Origin of the sequence: Alsobacter ponti (assembly GCF_024294805.1) — a bacterium.
Taxonomy (GTDB): domain Bacteria; phylum Pseudomonadota; class Alphaproteobacteria; order Rhizobiales; family Beijerinckiaceae; genus Alsobacter; species Alsobacter ponti.
In genome coordinates, this window is the sequence record NZ_JANCLU010000022.1 from 46364 (window position 1) to 67705 (window position 21342).

General features: G+C 69.8%; 19 protein-coding genes and 1 tRNA gene. 8 read left to right on the top strand and 12 right to left on the bottom strand.

Translation table 11 applies throughout. The features are described from left to right. Positions 1-188 precede the first annotated feature (188 nt). The 3 genes from purH to NK718_RS18530 form a co-directional block, all read right to left on the bottom strand. Positions 189-1781 carry a bifunctional phosphoribosylaminoimidazolecarboxamide formyltransferase/IMP cyclohydrolase gene (gene purH / locus NK718_RS18520; RefSeq protein WP_254745363.1) on the bottom strand — a complete coding sequence of 531 codons (1593 nt, stop codon included), beginning with the start codon at positions 1779-1781 and terminating at the stop codon, positions 189-191. A gap of 145 nt (positions 1782-1926) precedes the next feature. Continuing rightward, a complete protein-coding gene (locus tag NK718_RS22115) occupies positions 1927-3687 on the bottom strand; it encodes a heparinase II/III family protein (protein WP_254745365.1) in 1761 nt (586 codons plus the stop codon). A gap of 130 nt (positions 3688-3817) precedes the next feature. Beyond that, positions 3818-5179, bottom strand: a complete 1362-nt coding sequence (locus NK718_RS18530; protein WP_254745367.1) for an RsmB/NOP family class I SAM-dependent RNA methyltransferase — start codon at positions 5177-5179, stop codon at positions 3818-3820. Positions 5180-5319: 140 nt separating this feature from the next. Here NK718_RS18530 and NK718_RS18535 point away from each other — a divergent pair, with 140 nt between their 5' ends. Further along, positions 5320-5553, top strand: a complete 234-nt coding sequence (locus NK718_RS18535; protein ID WP_254745381.1) for a DUF1674 domain-containing protein — start codon at positions 5320-5322, stop codon at positions 5551-5553. A gap of 63 nt (positions 5554-5616) precedes the next feature. Next, positions 5617-6129 carry a thermonuclease family protein gene (locus NK718_RS18540; RefSeq protein WP_254745383.1) on the top strand — a complete coding sequence of 171 codons (513 nt, stop codon included), beginning with the start codon at positions 5617-5619 and terminating at the stop codon, positions 6127-6129. A gap of 6 nt (positions 6130-6135) precedes the next feature. On the opposite strand, the gene NK718_RS18545 is transcribed toward NK718_RS18540, so the two are convergent. Next, positions 6136-6858: a protein tyrosine phosphatase family protein gene (locus NK718_RS18545; RefSeq protein ID WP_254745395.1), complete on the bottom strand. Its 723-nt coding sequence runs from the start codon at positions 6856-6858 to the stop codon at positions 6136-6138. 139 nt (positions 6859-6997) lie between these two features. Between NK718_RS18545 and NK718_RS18550 the strand changes: the two genes are divergently transcribed. From NK718_RS18550 to NK718_RS18565, 4 genes are all read left to right on the top strand, one after another. After that, positions 6998-7504, top strand: a complete 507-nt coding sequence (locus NK718_RS18550; protein WP_254745396.1) for a GNAT family N-acetyltransferase — start codon at positions 6998-7000, stop codon at positions 7502-7504. 111 nt (positions 7505-7615) lie between these two features. Further along, positions 7616-8161 (top strand): inorganic diphosphatase, encoded by a 546-nt coding sequence (gene ppa / locus NK718_RS18555; protein WP_254745397.1) that lies wholly within the window; start codon positions 7616-7618, stop codon positions 8159-8161. A gap of 106 nt (positions 8162-8267) precedes the next feature. After that, positions 8268-10868, top strand: coding sequence for a DUF3772 domain-containing protein (locus NK718_RS18560; RefSeq protein WP_254745398.1), 2601 nt, complete (start codon positions 8268-8270; stop codon positions 10866-10868). Positions 10869-10873: 5 nt separating this feature from the next. Then, positions 10874-11365, top strand: a complete 492-nt coding sequence (locus NK718_RS18565; RefSeq protein WP_254745414.1) for a CAP domain-containing protein — start codon at positions 10874-10876, stop codon at positions 11363-11365. A 45-nt stretch (positions 11366-11410) separates the two neighbouring features. On the opposite strand, the gene NK718_RS18570 is transcribed toward NK718_RS18565, so the two are convergent. Together NK718_RS18570 and NK718_RS18575 are read right to left on the bottom strand one after the other, a co-directional pair. Beyond that, positions 11411-12241 (bottom strand): OmpA/MotB family protein, encoded by an 831-nt coding sequence (locus NK718_RS18570; RefSeq protein ID WP_254745399.1) that lies wholly within the window; start codon positions 12239-12241, stop codon positions 11411-11413. A gap of 15 nt (positions 12242-12256) precedes the next feature. After that, on the bottom strand, positions 12257-13021 hold the full coding sequence (locus tag NK718_RS18575; RefSeq protein WP_254745400.1) for a motility protein A: 765 nt from the start codon (positions 13019-13021) through the stop codon (positions 12257-12259). Between the two features lie 172 nt (positions 13022-13193). Here NK718_RS18575 and NK718_RS18580 point away from each other — a divergent pair, with 172 nt between their 5' ends. After that, entirely contained in the window at positions 13194-14981 is a 1788-nt protein-coding gene (locus NK718_RS18580) for a glucan ABC transporter ATP-binding protein/ permease (protein WP_254745401.1), read from the top strand. A gap of 3 nt (positions 14982-14984) precedes the next feature. Here NK718_RS18580 and NK718_RS18585 read toward each other — a convergent pair whose 3' ends face one another. From NK718_RS18585 to NK718_RS18605, 5 genes are all read right to left on the bottom strand, one after another. After that, the gene (locus NK718_RS18585) at positions 14985-15581 is read right to left on the bottom strand and encodes a cysteine hydrolase family protein (protein WP_254745402.1); all 597 of its coding nucleotides are present in this window, start codon (positions 15579-15581) and stop codon (positions 14985-14987) included. A 74-nt stretch (positions 15582-15655) separates the two neighbouring features. Next, on the bottom strand, positions 15656-16720 hold the full coding sequence (locus NK718_RS18590; protein ID WP_254745403.1) for a MaoC family dehydratase: 1065 nt from the start codon (positions 16718-16720) through the stop codon (positions 15656-15658). A 382-nt stretch (positions 16721-17102) separates the two neighbouring features. Further along, positions 17103-17996, bottom strand: a complete 894-nt coding sequence (gene folD / locus NK718_RS18595; protein ID WP_254745404.1) for a bifunctional methylenetetrahydrofolate dehydrogenase/methenyltetrahydrofolate cyclohydrolase FolD — start codon at positions 17994-17996, stop codon at positions 17103-17105. Positions 17997-18019: 23 nt separating this feature from the next. Beyond that, a complete protein-coding gene (locus NK718_RS18600; protein WP_254745405.1) occupies positions 18020-18346 on the bottom strand; it encodes a DUF167 family protein in 327 nt (108 codons plus the stop codon). Then, entirely contained in the window at positions 18346-18636 is a 291-nt protein-coding gene (locus tag NK718_RS18605; protein WP_254745406.1) for a YggT family protein, read from the bottom strand. The genes NK718_RS18600 and NK718_RS18605 overlap by 1 nt, the downstream gene beginning before the upstream one ends. A gap of 248 nt (positions 18637-18884) precedes the next feature. Between NK718_RS18605 and NK718_RS18610 the strand changes: the two genes are divergently transcribed. After that, positions 18885-18960 (top strand) — tRNA-Ala (locus NK718_RS18610). An 8-nt stretch (positions 18961-18968) separates the two neighbouring features. Here the strand turns inward: NK718_RS18610 and NK718_RS18615 are convergent. Next, complete coding sequence (locus NK718_RS18615) at positions 18969-21260, bottom strand: P-loop ATPase, Sll1717 family (protein WP_254745407.1); 2292 nt, start codon at positions 21258-21260, stop codon at positions 18969-18971. Positions 21261-21342: the final 82 nt, after the last annotated feature.

Consider the following 21342-nt stretch of genomic DNA (forward strand, 5'->3'; position numbering starts at 1 on the left):
CGAACCTGTTACTCCGAAAACGATGCATTGCCCCATCTCATGAGCACTCCCCCCAAACGTCATTTCGACGTGGATATAATGCGCATGCGCGGGGATAAAGATGTCATATCTGCCGTAAGGTCGCTTCGTACATAAACGCACGTCGAGGTTGAAGCGCCGCGCGGTCGGCGACCGCCCGCCGTCGCGGCTCAGTGGCGGAAGTGGCGGTGGCCGGTGAACACCATGGCGAGTCCCGCCTCGTCGGCGGCGGCGATCACGTCCGCGTCGCGCATCGAGCCGCCCGGCTGGATCACCGCCGTCGCGCCCGCGGCGGCGGCGGCGATGAGCCCGTCGGCGAACGGGAAGAACGCGTCGGAGGCGACCACCGAGCCCTTGGCCAGGCTCTCCGGCAGTCCCGCCTCGCGCGCCGCCTCGCCGGCCTTCCAGGCGGCGATGCGCGAGGAATCGACGCGGCTCATCTGCCCCGCCCCGACGCCGACCGTCGCGCCGTCCCGGGCGTAGACGATGGCGTTCGACTTGACGTGCTTGGCGACGCGGAAGGCGAAGCGCAGGTCCGCCAGCTCGCGCGCGTCAGGCGCGCGCTTCGTCACCACGCGCAGGTCCATGTCGTCGACCACGGCGTTGTCGCGCGACTGGGCGAGGAAGCCGCCCGCCACGGTGCGCAGCGTCAGGCCGGGGGCGCGCGGGTCCGGCAGGCCGCCGGTCACCAGCAGGCGCAGGTTCTTCTTGGCGGCGACCAGCGCCACCGCCTCGTCGTCGGCCTCGGGCGCGATGATGACCTCGGTAAAGATCTCCACGATGGCGCGCGCCGCCTCGGCGTCCAGCCGGCGGTTCAGCGCCACGATGCCGCCGAAGGCGGAGACGGGGTCGCAGCGCAGCGCCTTGGCGTAGGCCTCGGCCAGCGTCGCGCCTTCCGCCACCCCGCACGGATTGGCGTGCTTGACGATCACCACCGCCGCCGTCCGGGCCGGATCGAACTCCGCGACGCACTCGAAGGCGGCGTCGGTGTCGTTGATGTTGTTGTAGGAGAGCTGCTTGCCCTGCAGCTGCCGCGCGGTGGCGACGCCGGCCCGCTTCTCCGGCGTGCGGTAGAAGGCGGCCGCCTGGTGCGGGTTCTCGCCGTAGCGCATCGGCTCGGCCAGCACGCCGCCCAGCGCGCGGTATTTCGGCGTCGTCTCGCCCAGCTCGGCCATGAACCAGTTCGAGATGGCCGCGTCGTAGGCGGCGGTGCGCGAATAGGCCTTGGCGGCGAGCCGGCGGCGCGTGGCGAGGCGGGTCGCCCCGCCGGTCTCGGCGAGTTCGGCGAGCAGCGTCGCGTAGTCGTCGGCGTCGACGACCACGGCCACGTCGCCGTGGTTCTTGGCGGCGGCGCGGATCATCGCCGGCCCGCCGATGTCGATGTTCTCGATGCAGTCGTCGTAGGGCTTGCCGGCCGCCACGGTGCTCTCGAACGGGTAGAGGTTGACCACCAGCAGGTCGATGGGCCCGATGCCGTGGGCGAGCATGGCCGCCTCGTGCTCGGGGTTCTCGCGGATGGCCAGCAGCCCGCCGTGGACCTTCGGATGCAGCGTCTTCACCCGCCCGTCCATCATCTCGGGGAAGCCGGTGAGGTCGGAGACGTCGAGCACGGGCAGGCCGGCGTCGGCCAGCGCCTTGCGCGTGCCGCCGGTCGACACCAGCTCGACGCCGGCGGCGTGCAGCGCGGCGGCGAGGTCGATCAGCCCGGTCTTGTCCGACACCGACAGAAGCGCGCGCGTCACGCGGCGGAGATCGCTGGCCATGGAGTCACCTGTGTTGTCGGCGACCGGACCCGGCCGCGCATCGGGGAGCGGGGCGGGCGTCCGCGAACGCCCGTTCGGGCGGGCGCTTAGCACGAAGCGGCTTGCGTGGGTACCGTCCGAAGGAAGGGGCCGCCCGGCGCGCCGCTCAGATCAGCGGCGGCTCGGGCTCCCCGGCCGGCGCGCGCGGCGGCTCGTCGGCCCGCTCGAAGCTCCAGGCGATTTCGGGGGTCTCGCGGAAATCCGCCGCGACGACGATCTGCTCGCAGGCGCGCGGCCCTTCCGCCGTGGCGAAGTAGACGCTCTCCTCGACGGCCAGCGGCAGGCCGCCGGCGCTGAACGTCCAGCCCGCGCCGCCCGGCAGGCGTAAGAACGCCGACCGGCCACCGGCGGCGCGCACGACGCGCACCGAGGGATGCAGGTGGAAGCGGATGGCGTAGTCGGACGGCGCGCGGCGCGCCCGGCCGGAGTGCGAGACGATCAGCCGGTCCTCGCCGCGCACCGCGCCGCCGTCGCCGTCGACCTCGACGCGGCGCTGGTGGACGACGCCGAAGGCGGCGACATAGCCGTCGTGGGAGGCGAGCACCGCGACGCCCCGCCCGTCCGCCCCGCCGGCCTCGCGCTGCACGGCGACGCGCTCCGGCCCGGCGAGCACCGGGGTTCCGAGCAGCGCGCCGATGCCGTCGGCCGCGACGAAGCGGCAGGACGAGGTGTCCGCCAGCGCCAGCGTGGAGTGCGCGGCCGTGGCGCGGGCCGCCTGCCGCCAGTCCTCGTTGCCGGGCGCGGGCGCGCCGCAATTGACGACGACGGGATGCGCGCCGTCCGAGAACTCGAAGGACAGGCAGCCGGCGTGCGCGTCGCCGGACTCGGCGCGAGGCGGCGGCGCGCCGGTGTCCATCACCACCACCGTCGCCTCGCCGCGCAGGCGCTGGTAGCCGGAATGCGGGGCGTTCTCCAGAGCCGCCGCCCGCGCGTGGCTGTAGGCGAGCACCGTCGCCAGCGCGTCGTGCGAGGTCGCTCCCATGCCGTTGAACAGCGCCAGCGAGCCGTCGCCGTGGCGGAACAGCCGCAGCGCCGGCAATATGCGGTCGATGGCGTTGAGCAGGGCGCGCGGCGGCTCGACGCCCTGGCTGGCATAGGCCTGGCGCAGCGGCAGCAGGTCCAGCAGGATGTCGAGCAACGCCTGCGGGTTGCGGCAGACATGGCCGCCGTCCGGCAGGATCTGCGCGTCCAGCTCGGCCGACAGCAGGCGGGCAGCGCGGCGCGCCGACGGGCCGGACGCGCCGGTGCACAGCGCCACCTCGACCAGCGCGATGGCGCAGAGCAGCCGGTCCTGCGCGCGCGCCTCGCCGCCATAGTCGCGGGCGAGGACGCTGGCCTGGCGGGCGAGCGAGCGCATGAAGCGCCGGTAGAAGGCGCGGTCCGCGCCCTCGAGGATCAGGGGCGACTGGCTCAGCCACGAGATCAGCCGGCGCGCCACGACGGCGGGCTGCCAGGCGGGGCCGACGCGCGGCCGGCTGCAATAGGCGATCCAGTCGTCCACCAAAGCGCGCGCATTGGCCCGCGCCAGGGCGGAATCGGCGGCGCGCAAATGGCGCAGCCAGCCGAAGCCCATCAGCGCCTGCGCCCAGGCGGGGGTCGGCGGCATCGCCTGGAATGGCGAGCGCCCGCCCGGCGTCACCACCTTGCCGGCGAACGCGAAATAGCCGGCGTAGATGTCGCTGGCGATGGTGGGATCGGAGGTGCGCAGGTCCTGCGGGGCGATGACCAGCCGCTCGGCGGCGCCGCGCCGCGCGCCGGGCCGGAAGGCCCGCAACGGCCCGGTGAGCGCCCGCCCGAGCCGGCGCATGGCGTGCCCGGCGACCATCCGGGCGAGACGCCAGCGATCCCCGACCGCTCTTGCCGTCACGTGCGCCGACCTCCGGGGCGGCGTCGCCACGCCGCGAACGGCCGCGGCGATGCGCCCCGGCCGCACCAGTTGGCGGCATTATGGTTAATGTTTGCTTGCCGGCGCGCACAAGGTCCCGGCGCGGCCCGGCTCAGCCCTCGCGGATCAGCCTCGCGGCGAAGAAGCCGTCCATGCCGGCCAGGCGCGGCTCCTCGTTCGGCAGCATGAACGGCAGGGTGCGCAGGTCGCCGCGCGCGTCGATGGCCTCGGCGAGGCCGCCGATCTCCCCGGCGCGCACGGGCTCGCGCCGCACGCGGGGCTCGGCGGCGAGCAGGGCGGCGATCTGCTCCTCGCCCTCTTCGGGCTCCAGCGAGCAGGTGCAGTAGACCAGCCGGCCGCCGGGCTTCAGCATGTCGACCGCCTTGCGCAGCAGCCGCCTCTGCAGGCCCGCGAGCCGGGCGATGTCGTCCTCGGACTTGGTCCACGCCACGTCGGGGTGGCGGCGCAGCGTGCCGGTGGCGGAGCACGGCGCGTCGACCAGCACGGCGTCGAAGCCGGTCTCCTCCACCGACAGCGCGTCGTCGACCCGCGCCTCGACCGTGAGCCCCAGCCGCGCCATGTTGCGCTCCAGCCGCTCGAGCCGGGGCCGCGAGCGGTCGACGGCGAGCACCGACGCGCCGGCGGCGGCCAGCTGGGCGGTCTTGCCGCCCGGCGCGGCGCAGAGATCGGCGATGCGCTCGCCGGGGCGCGGGGCGAGCAGGCGGGCCGGCAGCGCCGCCGCCGCATCCTGCACCCACCACGCGCCGTCGTCGAAGCCGGGCAGCGAGGCTATCGCCCCGCGCTGGCGCAGCCGCAGCGAGCCGGTCGGCAGCACCAGCGCGTCGAGCTGCCCGGCCCAACCCTCGGCGTCCGACCGCACGGTGAGGTCGACGGCCGGCTCGGCCTGGTGCGCGGCGGCGATGCGGCGGGCGGCGTCCTCGCCGTAGTGGCGGGTCCAGCGCTCGCGCAGCCAGCCGGGCGTGTCGTGCTGCAGCGGGTCGAGGCCGGCGCGGATCGCCTCCTGCTCGCGCACCACCCGCCGCAGGATCGCGTTGGCGAACTTCGAGTAGCGCGAGGCGCGCCCGTCGGCCTGGATCAGCCGCACCGACAGGTCGACGGCGGCGTGGTCCGGCACATCGAGGAACAGGATCTGCGCCGCCCCGGCCACCATGATGGGCGCGAACGCGCCGGCGCGCTCGGGCATGCCGGTCTCCATGCGCTCCAGCAGCACGCGGCGGATCAGGCCGAAATGGCGCACGGCGCTCATCGCGATGGCGCGGGCGAGGCCGCGGTCGCGCTCGTCCATCTCGCGCGCCGAGGGCGCGGCCAGCAGGCGGTCGAGCGTCTCGTCGAGCGCGCGCTGCTCGTCGATGACGCCGGCGATGGCGGCGACGGCGATGCGGCGGGCCGGCGCGCCGGGGGGATCCGTCGGGACGGGCCGCGCGGGCCGGGTGCCAGGCCGGGGAGTGGTCATGAGGGGTCCTTCCGCGCGACGGCGCGCCGGGCGTCATACCCCGGAAGCGGGCCGGCGTCCAAGCCGGCGCGGCGGGCTTGCAATTCGGCCCCGCCGCGCCTTTATCTGCCGGCGAGGGGCGCAGCGCCGAGGACGACGACATGACCGAACCGCACGAGCCGCCGGCGGCCGAGCCGGACACGCCGGCCGGCGAGCGGCCGCGCCCCCTGAGCGACGCCGCCCGGCGCGCCCTCGCCGAGGCCGAGGCGCGCCGCGCCGAGATCGACGCCCAGGCCGCCCGCATCGCCGCCGAGCGCGAGAAGGACGGGCGCGGCGGGCTGGAGCCCGTGCGCTACGGCGACTGGGAGGTCAAGGGCCTGACCAGCGACTTTTGATCCTGACTCTACCTCGTATTGGGCTTCATTTCCCTTTCTAGGAATTTCGGCTAGAATGACGCCATGCGCGTCGTTCGATTCGCCCCCCTCTCCCGCCGAGGCCAGGTGCTGCTCGCCCTTTTGACCGGGCTGGCGCTCGGGCACGGCGCGGCGCGCTTTGCGGCGGACGCGCCGCCGGCCGGGCCGGCCCAGGCCGCCGCGCACGCCTCCCCGGCGCTGGCGGGGGCCTATCCCGCCGAGGCGCTGCGCGTGATCGACGGCGACACGGTGGAGATGCGCGTCCATGTCTGGCTCGGCCAGGACGTCACGACGCATGTGCGGCTGCGCGGCGTCGACGCGCCCGAGCTGCGCTCGTCCTGCCGCGCCGAGACGGACGCGGCGGCGCGCGCCCACGAGCGGCTGCGGGCGCTGGTGGCGGCGGGCGGGCTGACCGTCGTCGACCCGCGCCCCGACAAGTATTTCGGCCGGGTGGTCGCCGGGCTGCGCCTCGCCGACGGCGACGACGCCGCCGCCGCGCTGCTGCGCGAGGGGCTGGCGCGCCCGTATGACGGCAAGGCCCGCAAGCCCTGGTGCTGAGGCTGCCTATTCGCGGCGCAGCAGGTGGTCGACCACGAAATCGGAGAACGGGTGCGGGCGAAACTCGCGCTCCAGCCGGCGCGGGTCGTAGCTCTCGGCCACCCAGTCGAGGAAAGCGACGCCCTTGGCCAGGCCCTCGGCGCGGTACTGCTCGAAGAAGGCGTCGAGGATGCCGGTCTTGGCGAAGCGGAAATGGCCGTAGCGGGGATGCAGCTGCGCCATCGCCTCGTCGAGCGGACGGTTCTCGTGGACCAGCAGATAGAGCGCCGCCATGAAGCCGGCGCGGTCCGCGCCCGACTTGCAATGCACGAGCACCGGGTACTCGATCCGGTCGAAGAACTCCTTCGCCTGCAGGATCGTCTCCTTTTCGGGGGCGCCGCGCGAGCGCACCACGAAGTCCACGAGCGCGATCCCCGCCGCGTCGCAGGCCTCCTTTTCGAGCGGCCAGGAGCCGTATTCGCGCCCGCCGCGCAGGTTGACGATGGTCTTCACCCCGGCGGCGGCGGCGGCGCGCACGTCGCCCGGCGCCGGCTGGGCGGCGCGCCAGAAGCGGTCGGTGACGCGGTGGCGGTTCAGGTAGACCAGCCGGAACACGCCGTGGTCGGTGAGCAGCATGTTGGCCCACGCGGCGAAGCGCCGCCACGGCGTGGAGATGGGACGGTCCCAGCGCGCGATGCGGGCGAGGCGCGCCTGGTAGCGCTTCTGCGGATGGCTTCGGAACGGAAACAAGGGTGGGCACGGGCTCCAGGGTTGCGGCTGGCCATAGCAGGAGCGCCCCGTCGCGTCCATCGCCCCACCCGCCCGGCCTGACGAGGACGTGAGGGCCCGGCCCTTTACGCCGCCGGGCGGGCGGTCCAAACTCCCAGGCGTGAGCCAGTCCGCGATCACCATCCGCCTCGCGAGGGCGCGCGACGCCGACACCATCGCCTCCGTGCACGACGCGGCCTGGCGCGAGGCCTATCGCGGCATCATCCCCGGGCGTGAGCTTGAGCGCATGGTGCAGCGGCGCGGCCCCGCCTGGTGGGCGGCGCTGCTGGAGCGCGGCGCGCGGGTCGCCGTGGTGGAGTTCGACGAGCGCATTCGCGGCTACGCCAGCTACGGGCGCAACCGGCTCGCCGCCTCGCCCTATCGGGGCGAGATCTTCGAGCTCTACCTCTCCCCCGAGTTCCAGGGCCTCGGCTTCGGCCGGCGCATGTTCGAGGCCGCAAGGCGCGACCTCGCCGGCAACGGGTACGAGGGCCTGATCGTCTGGGCGCTCGCCGACAACGAGCGCGCCTGCGGCTTCTACCGCCATCTCGGCGGCATCCAGGTGCGCGAGATGCGCGAGCGCTTCGGAACGGACACGCGCCAGCGCGTCGCCTTCGGCTGGGTCTGACCCGCCCTCGCGGGCCATGCCCGGAAAGTCGTCCTTGCCGCGCGTCCACCGCGCCCCTAAAACGCGCGGCGACCCGGGCCGCGGCCCGCGCCCATTCTGGAGACCGAGTTCATGCGCATCGACGCCATCCCCGTTGGCAAGAACGTCCCGGACGAGGTCAACGTCATCATCGAGGTGCCGATCGGCGGCGAGCCGATCAAGTACGAGATGGACAAGGAATCCGGCGCGCTGGTGGTGGACCGCTTCCTCTACACCTCGATGCGCTACCCCGGGAACTACGGCTTCATCCCGCACACGCTGTCGGAGGACGGCGACCCGTGCGACGTCATCATCGCCAATACGCGCGCCATCGTGCCCGGCGCGATCATGGCGGTGCGCCCGGTCGGCGTGCTGTTCATGGAGGACGAGGCCGGCGGCGACGAGAAGATCGTGGCGGTTCCCGCCAGCAAGCTGACCAAGCGCTACGACGGCGTCCACAACTACACCGACCTGCCGACCATCACGATCGACCAGATCAAGCACTTCTTCGAGCACTACAAGGATCTCGAGCCCACCAAGTGGGTCAAGGTGCTGCGCTGGGGCGACGCCACCGAGGCGCGCCGCCTGATCCTGGAAGGCGTCGAGCGCCACGCCAAGGCTAAGGCGGCCAAGGCCTGACGCCGGAGCGGCCCGCGCCGCGCGCCTTGATCTTGACGCAACGCGCCGCATCCTCCCGCATACGACGAATCGGCGGCTCCCGGCCGCCGCTGCCGGACGGGACACGATGACGCGCGCTCGCCACTTCCTGCTCGCCGCCGCCTTCGCCGCGCTCGCCTTCGCGGCCGGCCCCGGCGGCGCGCTCGGCCAGAACGCCTCCGCACCGGCGGCCGGCCAGCCCGCGCCGGCGCAGCCGACCGCCGCCACGCCGCCCGCGCTGCCGCCGGCGCAGACGCAGACCCAGCCCCCCGCGACGCCCGTCTCCCCCGCCGTCGCCGCGCAGAAGGTCAAGCTCGACGCCGCGCGCATCCAGGTCGGGCAGATCGAGGCCGGGCTGGAGCGGCGCGACCTCTCCGACCAGGCGCTGCAGCGCCTGCGCCAGGGGCTCGAGCCGCTCGCCGACGTCACCCGCGCCGCCATCGACGACCTGTCGCCGCGCGCCGACGCGGTGCGGCTGCGCCTCAAGGAGCTCGGGCCCAAGCCGGACGACAAGGCCGCGCCCGAGGGCCAGGAGGTGACGCGCGAGCGCGAGGAGCGCCAGGCCGCCCTCAACGAGATCGACGAGACGGTGCGCATCGGCCGCGCTTTGCTGGTGCAGATCGAGCAGGTGTCGCAGGAGATCGCCGACCGCCGCCGCGACCTGTTCGCCCGGCGGCTGTTCGAGCCGTCGTTCAGCGTGCTCTCGCCGCAGCTCTGGTACCAGATCGGCCGGGACATCCCGTCCGATCTGAGGGCCATGCGCGTGGTCGCCGGCGACATCGTCGACCGCGCCGTGCAGCGGCTCACCGTGGGCGGCGCGTTCGCCGTTCTTGCCGGGCTGTTGCTGACGCTGGTGTTGATGCTGCCGGTGCGGCGCTACGCCCGCGCCTTCCTGCTGCGCGAGAGGCAGATCGGCGACCCCACCCGCCTGCAGAAGGCGACGGCCGCGGCGCTCATCACCTTCGTCAGCGCCGTCGCGCCGACGGCGGCGGCGTGGCTGCTGGTGCAGATCATCGGCGGGCTCGACATCCTGCCGCCGCGCCTCAACGTCAGCTTCCAGACGCTGGTCGGCGCCGTGGCCTTTATCGCCTTCGTGCGCGGGCTCGCCGGCGGCATCCTCGCGCCGGACCCCTCGCGCGCCAACTGGCGGCTGTTCCCGGTGTCGGACGAGGCCGCCCGCAGCCTGCTGCGCCTCGCCACGACGGCGGCGGCGCTGACGCTGGCGAGCCGCCTGCTCGCCAATTTCTACCAGGCCATCGCCGCCGGCATCCGCCTCACCGTGGCGACCGAGGCGGTGCTCGCCATCCTCACCGTGCTCACGGTGGCGCGCGCCTTGCCGCTGATCCGCCGGGTGTCGCCGGAGGACGAGGCGGCGCTCGGGCCGCACGTCTCCGACCACCCCGACTTCACCGGCCTCATCCGCGTCGTCGGCTGGGCCGTCGCCTCGGCGGTGATCGCCTCCGCCGTGCTCGGCTTCGTGGCGCTGGCGGGCTTCCTGGCCGACCAGGCGGTGTGGTGCCTGCTGCTGGTGAGCCTGCTGACGCTGCTGCTGATCCTCTCCGACGAGTGGATCACGGCGATCTTCGCCCACCGCTCGCGCTTCTCGCGCTCCATCCAGGCCAGCATCGGGCTCTCCGCCGAGTCGCTGGTGCAGATCGGCATCCTCGTCTCCGGCCTCGTGCGCGTGGTGCTGATCGGCGTCGCGGTGCTGCTGCTCCTCGCGCCGTGGGGCGTCGAATCCGGCGACGTGCTGGCCTCGATCCGCACCGCGTTCTTCGGCGTCACCATCGCCGGCGTCACGCTATCGCTGTCGAACATCATCCTCGGCTTGGTCGTGTTCGTGCTCGGCATGGCGGCGACGCGCGCCGTGCAGCGCTGGCTGCAGAAGCGCTATTTGCCGCACACGACGCTCGACGCCGGGCTGCGCAACTCCATCACCACCGGCGCGGGCTATCTCGGCGTCATCCTCGCCTTCGCCTTCTCCGCCTCCTATATCGGGCTGAGCCTCGACAAGCTCACCATCGTCGCCGGCGCGCTCTCCGTCGGCATCGGCTTCGGCCTGCAGTCGATCGTCAACAACTTCGTGTCGGGGCTGATCCTGCTGGCCGAGCGCGCCATCCGCGTGGGCGACTGGGTCGTCGTCGGAAGCGAGCAGGGCTACGTCAAGCGCATCAATGTGCGCGCGACGCAGATCGAGACCTTCGACCGCGCCACGCTCATCGTGCCGAACTCGACGCTGGTCTCCGGCAACGTCAAGAACTGGGTTCATTCCGACCGCGTCGGCCGCGTGCTGCTGACCGTGCCCGTCGCCAAGCACCTCGACCCCGACAAGGTCGCCGGGGCGCTGCGCGACGTCGCCTCCGCCAACCCCGACGTACTGGAGGACCCGCCGCCGCGCGTGCTGTTCAAGGGCATCGGCGAGGGCTCGATGAGCTTCGACCTGGTGTGCTTCGTGGGCGAGGTCGACACCGCCGCGCGCGTGACCAGCGACCTCACCTTCGCCGTCTACCGCAAGCTCACCGAGGCGGGCCTGGGCTGGGCCGCGCCGGGGCCGACCAAGTTCGAGTTCAACGGCCTCGACGAGCTGGAGCGGCTGCGCCGCGAGGTCGCCGATTTGCGCGCCGCGCTCGGCCGCGACGCGCCCCAGCAGACCGCGCCCGGCGACGCCGCCAAGGAGACCGCGCCGTGAGTTCCATGTCCTTCCGCCGGGCCGCGCCCGTCTTCGCCCTCGCCTGCGCCGCCGCGCTGGCCGGCTGCCAGCCCGAGCAGCCGCGAACCGACGCCGGGCCGGCCTTCTACCAGCGGCTCGACCAGGGCGCGACGCTGGACCAGGGCGCGGCGGCGTCGCTCCTCAACGGCTGGCGGGCGCGCAACGGCCTCGCGCCGCTGCGGCTCGACCCGGCGCTCTCGGCAGAGGCGCGCCAGCGCGCCGCCGGCGTCGCCGAGACGGACACATCCACCTGGGGCGAGACGCCGCGCGTGCAACAGGCCGCCTCGACGACGGCGCGGCAGGAGCGCGTCTCGGCGGGCTATCGCACGCTGGCGGAGGCGTTCTCGGGCTGGCGCGACTCGCCGCAGCACAACCGGGTGATGCTCGCCCCCACCGCCACCCGCCTCGGCATCGCCGCCGTCGACCGCCCCGGCGCGAAATACCGGGTCTACTGGGCGCTGATCGTCGCCGAGTGAGGCGGGGGCGCGCCCGGCGGATCGCCGGGCGTCGCAGGACCGCCCTTAGAACTTGCCCTCTGGCAGCGGCGGGGCTTCGTACATCAGCAGGATTGAGACGCGGCGGTTGGCGGCCATGTAGGGGTTGTCGGGGAACATCGGGTCGGTGTCGCCCTTGCCGGTCACGGCGGCGAAGCGGCCGTCCGGCACGCCTTGCGCGGCGAGGATCTCGCGCACCGACATGGCCCGGCCGGTCGAGATGTCCCACGCGCCGACCGCCGGCCGCTCGCCGGGGCGGGCCGCCGCGGTATGGCCGGTGACGGTGATGCGGTTGGGGAGGCGGCGCAGCGCCGGGGCGATCTTCTCCAGGATGCGCCGCGTCCGCTCGTTGGGCTCGCGCGAGCCGTCGGCGAACATGGCGCGGCCGTCCTGGTCGACCAGCGACACGTTGAGGCCGTCCTTGCTCTCCTCGATCATCACCGACTTGGAGACCTCCGCGATTTCCGGCAGGTCCTGCAGGGCCTGGCGGAGCGAGGCCGAGGCGAGCGCGAAGGCGCGGTCGAACTTGGTGACGGCGAGGCCGTTGTCGGGCCGCGAGTGCTGGGCGGGGGCGGTGAAGTCCGAACCCTCCTCGGGCGCGGCGTCCTTCACGTATTTCAGGTGCGGGCGGACCGGAATGCCGTCCGCCTCGACGATGCCGGAATAGCGGAACTCCCGCTGCGAGCCGAAGGCGTCGCGCATGGAGCCGGCCACCATCTGCATCTTCTTCTGGTCCTGCGTCGACATGGCGGTGAGCATCACGAAGAAGCTCATCAGCAGGCCCATCAGGTCGGCGAAGGTGACGAACCAGCCGCCATGCCCGCCGCCGCCGCCGTGCCCGCCCTTCTTGCGCGCCATCTCCGCGTGTCCCGCTCAGGCGTCGGCGAGTTCGTGGCGGTGATGGTCCGGCAGGTAGGCCATCAGCATCTCGCGCACCACCGCCGGGCTCTTGGAGTCGCGGATCTGGAGGATGCCGTCGATGATCAGGCTGCGCGAGATGTCCTCGTCCTCGAGCTTGAGGTGCAGCTTGTCGGCGATGGGCAGGCAGAACAGGTTGCCGACGAGCGCGCCGTACAGCGTCGCCAGCAGCGACACCGCCATGAACGGCCCGAGCTTGGAGGGGTCCGACATGTTGGCGAACATCTGCACCATGCCGACCAGCGTGCCGACCATGCCCCAGGCGGGGGCGGCGTCGCCGATGGAACGGTAGATCTTCTGGCCCTCGTCGAGCCGCTGCAGGAAGTTGTCGCGGTCGCGCTCCAGCGTGTCCTTGATGAAGTCGCGGTCGTAGCCGTCGGCGATGTAGCGCAGGCCCTGCGCCAGGAAGGGGTCCTCGACCTGCACGTTCTCCAGCGCCATCGGGCCGTTCTTGCGCACCACCTCGGCGACGCGGGTGACCTCCTCGATGAGGTCGCGCGGGCTCATGCTGCGCATGGTGAAGGCGTAGCGCAGCCCCATCGGGAAGCCGTGCAGCATGGCGCTGAACGGAAAGCGGATGATGGTGGCCGCCGTGCAGCCGCCGCCGATCACGATGATGGCGTGGATGTCGTAGAAGAGCGAGAAGCTGCCGCCCAGCAGGATCAACGTGCAGACGACGGCAATGCCGATGGCCAGCCCGACGGAAGTGGCTAAGTCCATGATCGAAATTCCGCATCCTGCGTTGCAAACGGGCGCTTCTGCGCTCCCCGCAATATGTCGACCTTAGAAACGCCGGCTGAAGGAACGGTTAAGCTGCGGCCCCGTTGATGACGCGCTATTGTCGACCGGTGGCCGGCGGTTTCCGGCCGGCCGAGCCTCGGTGCGCCCGACCATGAACCTCGTCCGCCTCTATCTGCGCGTGCTGCGCCAGCTCGGTCCGGAAGCGCGCCTCGGCGTGGTGCTCGCCGTGGCCAACGTGCTGCTCGCCATCGCGCAGTTCGCCGAGCCCGTGCTGTTCGGCCGCATCGTCGACCTGCTGTCGCGCGCCCAGGCGACCGGCGTGCAACCGCGCTGGGGCGACCTGCTGCCGCTCGCCTCCGCCTGGGTCGGCTTCGGCCTGTTCACCATCGGGGGCGGCGTGCTGGTGGCGCTGCACGCCGACCGGCTGTCGCACCGCCGCCGCCTCGCCATCGTCGCCGACTTCTTCGAGCACGTGCTGACGCTGCCGCTCTCCTTCCACGCAACCACCCATTCCGGCCGCGTGCTGAAGGTGATGCTGGACGGCGCCGCCGGCATCCAGGGCCTGCTGCTGTCGTTCTTCCGCGAGCATTTCGCGTCGTTCGTGGCGCTGGTGGTGCTGCTGCCGCTGACCGTGTTCATCAACTGGCGGCTCGGCCTGATGCTGGTGCTGCTGCTCGCCGTGTTCACCACGCTGACCACGCTGGTGCTGCGCAAGACGGAGACGATGCAGGGCTCGGTGGAGGTGTACAATTCCAGCCTCGCCGAGCATGCCTCCGACGCGCTGGGCAACGTGCCGGTGATCCAGAGCTTCACGCGCATCGAGCAGGAGGGGCGCGAGCTGCGTGGCATCATCGACAAGCTGCTCACGGCGCAGATCCCGGTGCTCTCCTGGTGGGCGCTGGCGGCGGTGGCGACGCGCGCCTCGGCGACGCTGACCATCCTCGGCATCTTCCTGCTCGGCACCTGGCTCAATTTGCGCGGCCAGGCGACGGTGGGCGAGATCGTCGCCTTCATGAGCCTCGCCACCATGCTGATCACCCGCATGGAGCAGGCGGTGAGCTTCATGAACGCCATGCTGCTGCAGGTGCCGAAGCTGCGCGACTTCTTCGAGGTCATCGACACCGTGCCCGCCGTGCGCGACGCGCCCAACGCCCTCGAGCTGCCCAAGGTGGAGGGCCACGTCTGCTTCGAGAACGTCAGCTTCTCCTACGACGGCAAGCGCGCCGCCGTGGCCGACGTCAGCTTCACCGTGAAGCCGGGCGAGACGGTGGCGCTGGTCGGCGCCACGGGCTCCGGCAAGTCGACCACGCTCGGCCTGCTGCACCGCGCCTTCGACCCGCAGAGCGGGCGCATCCTGGTCGACGGCCACGACATCCGCGACGTGACCTTGTCGTCTCTGCGCCGCAACATCGGCGTGGTGTTCCAGGAGCCGATGCTGTTCGCCCGCGAGATCGACGAGAATTTGCGCGTCGGCCGCCCCGACGCCTCCGACGAGGACCTGGCGCGCGCCATCGACCGCGCCCAGGCGCGCGAATTCATCGAGCGCATGCCGGAGGGGCTGGACACGGTGGTCGGCGAGCGCGGCCGCTCGCTCTCCGGCGGCGAGCGCCAGCGCGTCTCAATCGCCCGCGCGCTGCTCAAGGACCCGCCGATCCTGATCCTCGACGAGGCGACCTCGGCGCTCGACGCCGGCACCGAGACGAAGCTCCAGCAGGCGCTGCAGGAGGTGATGGCCGGGCGCACGACGCTGGTCATCGCCCACCGGCTCGCCACCATCCGCAACGCCGACCGCATCATGGTGTTCGAGCAGGGCCGCATCGTCGAGGCCGGCGGCTTCGACGAGCTGGTCGCCAAGGGCGGCCGCTTCGCCGCTTTGGCCAAGGCGCAGTTCATGGACCAGCCGCTGCGCTCCGCCGAGGCGGGGCTGGTGACGGGCTGAGCCTCAGGCCGAGCGCGCCGGCCGCCGCCGCGAGGCGATGACCAGCGCCGCGAGCATGGCGGCGCGGGTGTCGACCACCGTCGCGTACTCGCCGTGCAAATTCGCCAGCGACAGGGCGTGGACCTCCTCCGCCGACCATTGCCGGCCGGCGCGGTCCACCCGCGCCGCCGCCCAGCAGGCGTCCTCCGGCACGAAGACGCGAAAGCCGAGGCAGCCGGCGTGGCGCACCGTCGTCTCCACCGAGTTGTGGGTCAGCGCCCCGCACACCACGAGCGTGGTGTGGCCGCCCTCGGCCAGAAGCTCCTCCAGCCCGGTACCGGCGAAGGCGCTGCCGGTGCTCTTGGCGACGACGCGCTCCCCCGGCTGAGGCTCAGCCTGCGGCTTGAAGCCGTGGCCTGGCGCGCCCGGCCGGTAGGGCGAGCGCGGCTCGACGGAATCGTGGCGCACGTGGACGAGCGGCATGCCCGCCTCGCGCCACGTCGCGATCAGCGCGGCGATATTCCCCTCGGCGTCGGGATTGTTGCGCGGCCCCCAGCACGGGTCGTCGATGGCGTGCTGGACGTCGACGACGAGGAGGACGGTGTCGATGGGGATTCGCATGGGGGCTCCTTCCCCATGCTGCCGCAAAAGGCCCGGCGCGTCACCTTGCGCGCCACCTCGACCCGACGCCGCCCCTACATCGGCGCGAGCAGCCAGAGGTCGAGGTCGAGGATCACCGCCGGGTCGTAGCCCTCGCCCTCCGCCAGCGGGAAGTCGGCGCAGGGGCGGTCCTTGGTCGCCACCATCCGCACCCGGAGCGCGCCCACGTCGTCGCGGCCGGGCAGCGGCTGCTTGTCGAGGATCTCGCTCCACGCATACACTGTGTCGCCGGCGAACAGCGGCGCGACGTGCCGCCCGGCGTTGATCGCCGCGACGTGGAAGGCATTGGCGAGCCCGTTGAACGACAGCGCGCGGGCGAGCGAGATGACGTGCCCGCCATAGATGAGCCGCCGGCCGAAGCGCCCCTTGGCCTGGGCGAACTGGTCGAAATGCACCTTGGCGGTGTTCTGGTAGAGGCGGGTGGCGAGCATGTGCTCGGCCTCCTCCACCGTCATGCCGTCGACATGGTCGATGCGCTCGCCGACCGCGTAGTGCTCCCAGCGGAACGGGCTTCCGGCGAGCGTGGTGTCGTAGGCGGCGGCGTCGACGATGGGGCAGGCGTCGCCGAGCCGGTCGACCGGCACGCAGTCCGGCAGCTCCGGCACGGACTGCTCGACGAGCAGCGCGCCGGGGTCGCGCTTGCGCACCATCACCCAGCGCACATAGTCGAGCACCGGATCGCCGTGCTGGTTGCGCCCCGTCGAGCGCACATAGACGACGCCGGTCTGCCGGTTGGAGTTCTCCTTCAGGCCGATCACCTGCGAGGTCGTGGCCAGCGTGTCGCCGGGATAGACGGGGGCGAGGAAGCGCCCGTCGGCGTAGCCGAGATTGGCGACCGCGTTGAGCGACACGTCCGGCACCGTCTTGCCGAACACGATGTGGAACACCAGGAGGTCATCGACCGGCGCGTGGCGATAGCCGATGGCGCGGGCGAAGGCGTCCGACGACTGCACGGCGAAGCGCGGGCCGTAGAGCGCGGTGTAGAGCGCCACGTCCCCCGCCGTCACGGTGCGCGGCGTGGCGTGGACGATCTCCTCGCCGATGCGGAAATCCTCGAGGAAACGGCCCGGATCGGTCTTGCTGGCGACGGCGTGCGACATGGGTCCTCCGCGTTGGGCGGCCAGCATGCCGTCCGCGCCCCCGCCCGGCAAGGCCACGCCCCCGCCCCCAAGCTGCGACCTTCGGCGGAGGGGGCGGGCGGCTGGAGGCTGAGGCCGGAGATTGCGGCCAGGCTTCGTGGCTCTGGCAGGGTCCGCCCAAGCGGGCGCGAGCCCGCCCGCCCCCGGAGCGGTGCAGCGCCAGCGGAACCGCATCCGGGGCCTAGCGCAATATGTCGCGCGAAGCGCGCCAATAGGGAAAAGGGCTCATGCAGCGCCGCTACGCGGCACCATCCATGCGCTGGGCCCCGGGCCTGCCTCCGCCGAGGCTCCGGCATCCCGGGGACGGGGGCGGACTGGCGTCCGCGCCGACCCGTCAGCCGGCCTACAGCGCCGGAGCCGCCCAGCCGCGGCGGGCGCAGGCGGCCGTCAGCGTGTTGGCGAGGAGGCAGGCGATGGTCATCGGCCCGACGCCGCCGGGCACCGGCGTGATCGCCCCCGCTGTCGCCATCGCGCCCTTGGTGTCGACGTCGCCGACGAGGCGCGTCTTGCCCTCGCCGAGCTCCGGCGCGGCGACGCGATTGATGCCGACGTCGATCACGATCGCGCCCGGCTTGATCCAGTCGGCCTTGACCATCTCCGGCCGGCCGACCGCCGCGACGAGGATGTCGGCGCGCCGACACACGGCGGCGAGGTCGCGCGTGCGCGAGTGCGCCACCGTCACCGTGCAGCTCTCGGCGATCAGCAGCAGCGCCATCGGCTTGCCGACGATGTTGGAGCGCCCGACCACCACCGCCTCGAGCCCGGCGAGGTCCGGCCGCACGCTCTTGAGCAGCGTGACGCAGCCGAGCGGCGTGCACGGCACGAGCCCGCCCGTGCCGGTCGCCAGCCGGCCGGCGTTGATCGGGTGGAAGCCGTCGACGTCCTTGGCCGGGTCGATCGCCTCGATCACGCGGTCGGCGTCGATCTGCGCCGGCAGCGGCAACTGCACCAGGATGCCGTCGACCTGCGGGTCCGCGTTGAGCCGCGCCACCAGCGCCAGAAGCTCCTCCTGCGTCGTCTCGGCCGGCAGCTTGTGCTCGATGGAGCGCATGCCGGCCTCGGCCGTCTGGCGCGCCTTGGAGCGGACATAGACCTGGCTCGCCGGGTTGTCGCCGACCAGAACCACGGCGAGGCCGGGCGTGTCGCCGTGTTCGGCCCGCAGCGCCGCCACCGACGCGCCGATGCGCGCCCGCAGGTTTTCCGCGATGGCCTTGCCGTCGATCAGCGTGGCGGTCATGGGCGCTCCTGCGGTTGGGCCGGTCAGGCCGGGACGGCGGATGCGAGGGCGGCGGCCAGCGCGGCGGGATCGCCCTCGATTCGCAGCGTCTTCAAGCGCGAACTCGCCCCCGCCGTCAATGCCGCGCGGCCCGGAGCGACGCCGCAGGCCTTCGCCACCAGCCGCAGCAGCGCGGCGTTGGCGCGCCCGTCCTCCGGGGCTTCTCGCACGCGCGCCTTCAGCACGCGGCGTCCGTCGGCCAGCGTCTCGACGCCGTCCAGCGCGTCGCGCCCGCCCTTGGGCGTCAGCCGCACGGACACGACGAGCCCGCCCGGCTCGGCGCGCCAGGGGGCGTCGCCGCCGGCCGCCATCAGAACACGTTGGGATAGATGTAGTAGGCGATCACGCGCTGGAGCAGGAACACGGCCAGCAGCAGCACGATGGGCGAGATGTCGAGCCCGCCCATGTCGGGCAGCCGGCGGCGGATCGGCTGCAGCAGCGGCTCGGTGAGCTGGTTGATCATGTTCCAGATCGCCCGCACCACGTCGTTGCGGATATTGACGACGTTGAAGGCGACGAGCCAGCTCAGCACCGCCGAGGCGATGATGACCCACGTGTAGAGGTCGAGGACGAGCAGGACCACGTCGAGAATGGCGCGCATGGGCGACTCCGGTGAGGCAGGCGCGCCAAGGTTTAGCCGCCGCGCCCGCAAGCCACAAGAGCGCCCGCCCGGCGGGGGGCGGATGCGAGCAGCCGGGCGTCGCCGGCCGCGCGAAATGGACGCATGACCAGGAGGGTCGGAGGGCGGGTGGCGGGACGCCCGAAAGGCAGCCTTCGGGCACGCGCCGCCGGGACGCGAATTGCGATTGACAGCCACGCGCCCCGCACCTACAAGGCCCGCACCCGGAAGGGGCTGTAGCTCAGTTGGGAGAGCGCTGCAATCGCACTGCAGAGGTCGTGAGTTCGAATCTCATCAGCTCCACCAGGGTCTTTCTAGGAACGATGCTCGACGGACTTCAAAGTTGGATGCAGGCGCAGTCCGACAGTCGGGTCGGCCTTGATTATCGAAGCCAGATACGGGCGTTTGTAGCCGCAGTCAAAGATGTATTTTGGCGCTCCTCCTGACACGACGCCAATGCTCCCGTTCCAGAGCATGACATCGAGGAGCCTCTCAATCATCGCGGAATCCGACAATCGTTTCCCCGCCATGTAGCGAAATTTTGCGGGCGTTAGATCTTCGGACTGGTTAATCAGCTCGTATAAGAGATCGGCACTTTCGGGAACCAGATCGGTAATTTCACGGTCTAAGTCTTCCATTACCTGCCACCCCAGTTCATGAAGCGCCATCTTGTAATCGGATTCATCGATTTTTGTTCTGTTGAATGTGACGGCTCTACGCCTCGCCGTCTCAAATAACCTTATCAGATAACGAGGTCGCATCATACTTGCTTGGACCAGAAACTCGAGGGTTTCCATCCCGTTGACCGATGTCACCGACACAGACGTCCATAATTTGTTCCACGGAATGGAAGCGACACTTGCGCCAATTCGCTTCACGAACAAATTCTTCAACAACTCTCTATCGCTCCACTCCAAGCTGCTTACCGACAGCTTGCCATAGTCCGCCATTCCGAAGATAAGGAATTCGTAGACATCACTTCTAATGAAAATCGACCACCGAAAATCAAGCCTCTCTCTCCGGAATTTTCTTGCAATCTCTTGCATTGCCTCAGCGAGACCGATTACTATTTGTGCATCGAGTGCGTTAAAGCCACCTGGTGTCCAGAAGCGATCCAAATTATCCATTAAAAAAAATACAAATCCTTTTATCTTCATATAGCCGGTGACTTCTTCCCGAAGCATACCAATATCACGGCCATAAACCATCTCTAGAATTTTTGAAGAGTCTAGATGACGGACGTCTTTTCCATCCGGCACGACGCTTTGAAACCGCTCAACTATATTTTGGGTCAGAAGTTTCAATCTTTCGGAAAAATCTCCGAAGCCTGTATCCACGCGAGCATCGAACAGTTCTCTTAGACGTATGTATTTCTTTAATATTACCTGATCTCTGTATGCTCGTTGTTCATCTTTTTCGAGTAATTTGTACGCAATCTCAAGCCAAAGGATGTACTGCCAGAAGGCAGAGATAAATTCTTTTCTCGATCCGAGACTTAGATGGTCAAATATTATTTCTTTAAGTTTTATGAGCTGATGCCCATCTGGCATCAGATCAACAATTATATTGTGTTTGTTTACTCGTGTGATGTCACGCACCTGAAGGAACACAGCGGTTTTTCCGCTGCCCTTACGGCCAACTAAGATATTAGCGTGGCCGGCCAAGGTTTTCTGGTAAGCCTCTGTTTCAAGGAAGTACTCGGAGAGCGCTGATGCCTCGTTTTCGGCCGTAGGATCGCCACAGTGCAATCGATTCAACAAATTAGCGTCTTGGCTCTTGATCTCTACGTGATCATGTTGAAATTCTGTTACTCCATTTCTGAATTCTGAAATAATAGCATCTAAGTCGGATAATTGTACCCACCGTACCGCAATGTCCTGAAGATCAAGCGGGAGACGCGAATTTTCAGGCGCTATCAGCTGGGCGGGAATTCCGTGACCTCGGGCTAGGCCAATGATAAATGCAGCTCGTTGATTATTCTTTCTCGCTTTCTCGGTGTTGCCTTCTTCCCAGAACGCGACAATTCCGAAGGATGACATTGTATGTTCATAAGCTTCAGACGCATTCAGCCGACTGATTTCTGCTGGATTGAAGCTCCTGAATTTTAATCGACCGATTTTCTTTATTGCACTCGTAAGCCTCAACGAGGCATCGCTTGCGACTGACGGTTGCAACACAAATACCGGTTGTTCTCTGTTTTTCTGAACCTCTGGCCAGCGGAACGATTCATCTTCTTTTTCAAAGATTCGAGTAAGACTTTCCTGATACGTGTATGGATCGTGACCCATAGTATCGATCAGACCAATAACTTTGACCTCATCGAATGGGACATGTTCCGAGCGAATTAGCCGAACGGGCTTTTGGAAGCCAATTGCTAGGCCTAATTCGTATGTGACGTTGTCATTCACAACCGATATGTCACCGACGAAGGCATCTGCCTTCTCAATCCATGATTCTACTGAGTCAGAAATCGGGCTTCCGGACGCATCTCGTCCAGACCACGGGAGGATACGGCGTGTTCCGTTTGATGCCCTCGTTGCCGCTTTTGTTATCATGTCGGCCTGATATGGATTACCCGACGCATAAGCAACGAATACCTCGAACATGAGTCGCGCCCTCAACCCTCAGGTGTAGAAACTTTGAAACCGCGTTTACGATTCGGTATAATATAGCACATGCTTCGACGAA

Bases quoted from the DNA above. Each gene is read 5' to 3' on its own strand.
- purH (WP_254745363.1), bottom strand. From the start codon at position 1,781: ATGGCCAGCGATCTCCGCCGCGTGACGCGCGCGCTTCTGTCGGTGTCG.
- NK718_RS18530 (WP_254745367.1), bottom strand. From the start codon at position 5,179: ATGACCACTCCCCGGCCTGGCACCCGGCCCGCGCGGCCCGTCCCGACG.
- NK718_RS18535 (WP_254745381.1), top strand. From the start codon at position 5,320: ATGACCGAACCGCACGAGCCGCCGGCGGCCGAGCCGGACACGCCGGCC.
- NK718_RS18540 (WP_254745383.1), top strand. From the start codon at position 5,617: ATGCGCGTCGTTCGATTCGCCCCCCTCTCCCGCCGAGGCCAGGTGCTG.
- ppa (WP_254745397.1), top strand. From the start codon at position 7,616: ATGCGCATCGACGCCATCCCCGTTGGCAAGAACGTCCCGGACGAGGTC.
- NK718_RS18560 (WP_254745398.1), top strand. From the start codon at position 8,268: ATGACGCGCGCTCGCCACTTCCTGCTCGCCGCCGCCTTCGCCGCGCTC.
- NK718_RS18565 (WP_254745414.1), top strand. From the start codon at position 10,874: ATGTCCTTCCGCCGGGCCGCGCCCGTCTTCGCCCTCGCCTGCGCCGCC.
- NK718_RS18570 (WP_254745399.1), bottom strand. From the start codon at position 12,241: ATGGCGCGCAAGAAGGGCGGGCACGGCGGCGGCGGCGGGCATGGCGGC.
- NK718_RS18575 (WP_254745400.1), bottom strand. From the start codon at position 13,021: ATGGACTTAGCCACTTCCGTCGGGCTGGCCATCGGCATTGCCGTCGTC.
- NK718_RS18580 (WP_254745401.1), top strand. From the start codon at position 13,194: ATGAACCTCGTCCGCCTCTATCTGCGCGTGCTGCGCCAGCTCGGTCCG.
- NK718_RS18585 (WP_254745402.1), bottom strand. From the start codon at position 15,581: ATGCGAATCCCCATCGACACCGTCCTCCTCGTCGTCGACGTCCAGCAC.
- NK718_RS18590 (WP_254745403.1), bottom strand. From the start codon at position 16,720: ATGTCGCACGCCGTCGCCAGCAAGACCGATCCGGGCCGTTTCCTCGAG.
- folD (WP_254745404.1), bottom strand. From the start codon at position 17,996: ATGACCGCCACGCTGATCGACGGCAAGGCCATCGCGGAAAACCTGCGG.
- NK718_RS18600 (WP_254745405.1), bottom strand. From the start codon at position 18,346: ATGGCGGCCGGCGGCGACGCCCCCTGGCGCGCCGAGCCGGGCGGGCTC.
- NK718_RS18605 (WP_254745406.1), bottom strand. From the start codon at position 18,636: ATGCGCGCCATTCTCGACGTGGTCCTGCTCGTCCTCGACCTCTACACG.
- NK718_RS18615 (WP_254745407.1), bottom strand. From the start codon at position 21,260: ATGTTCGAGGTATTCGTTGCTTATGCGTCGGGTAATCCATATCAGGCC.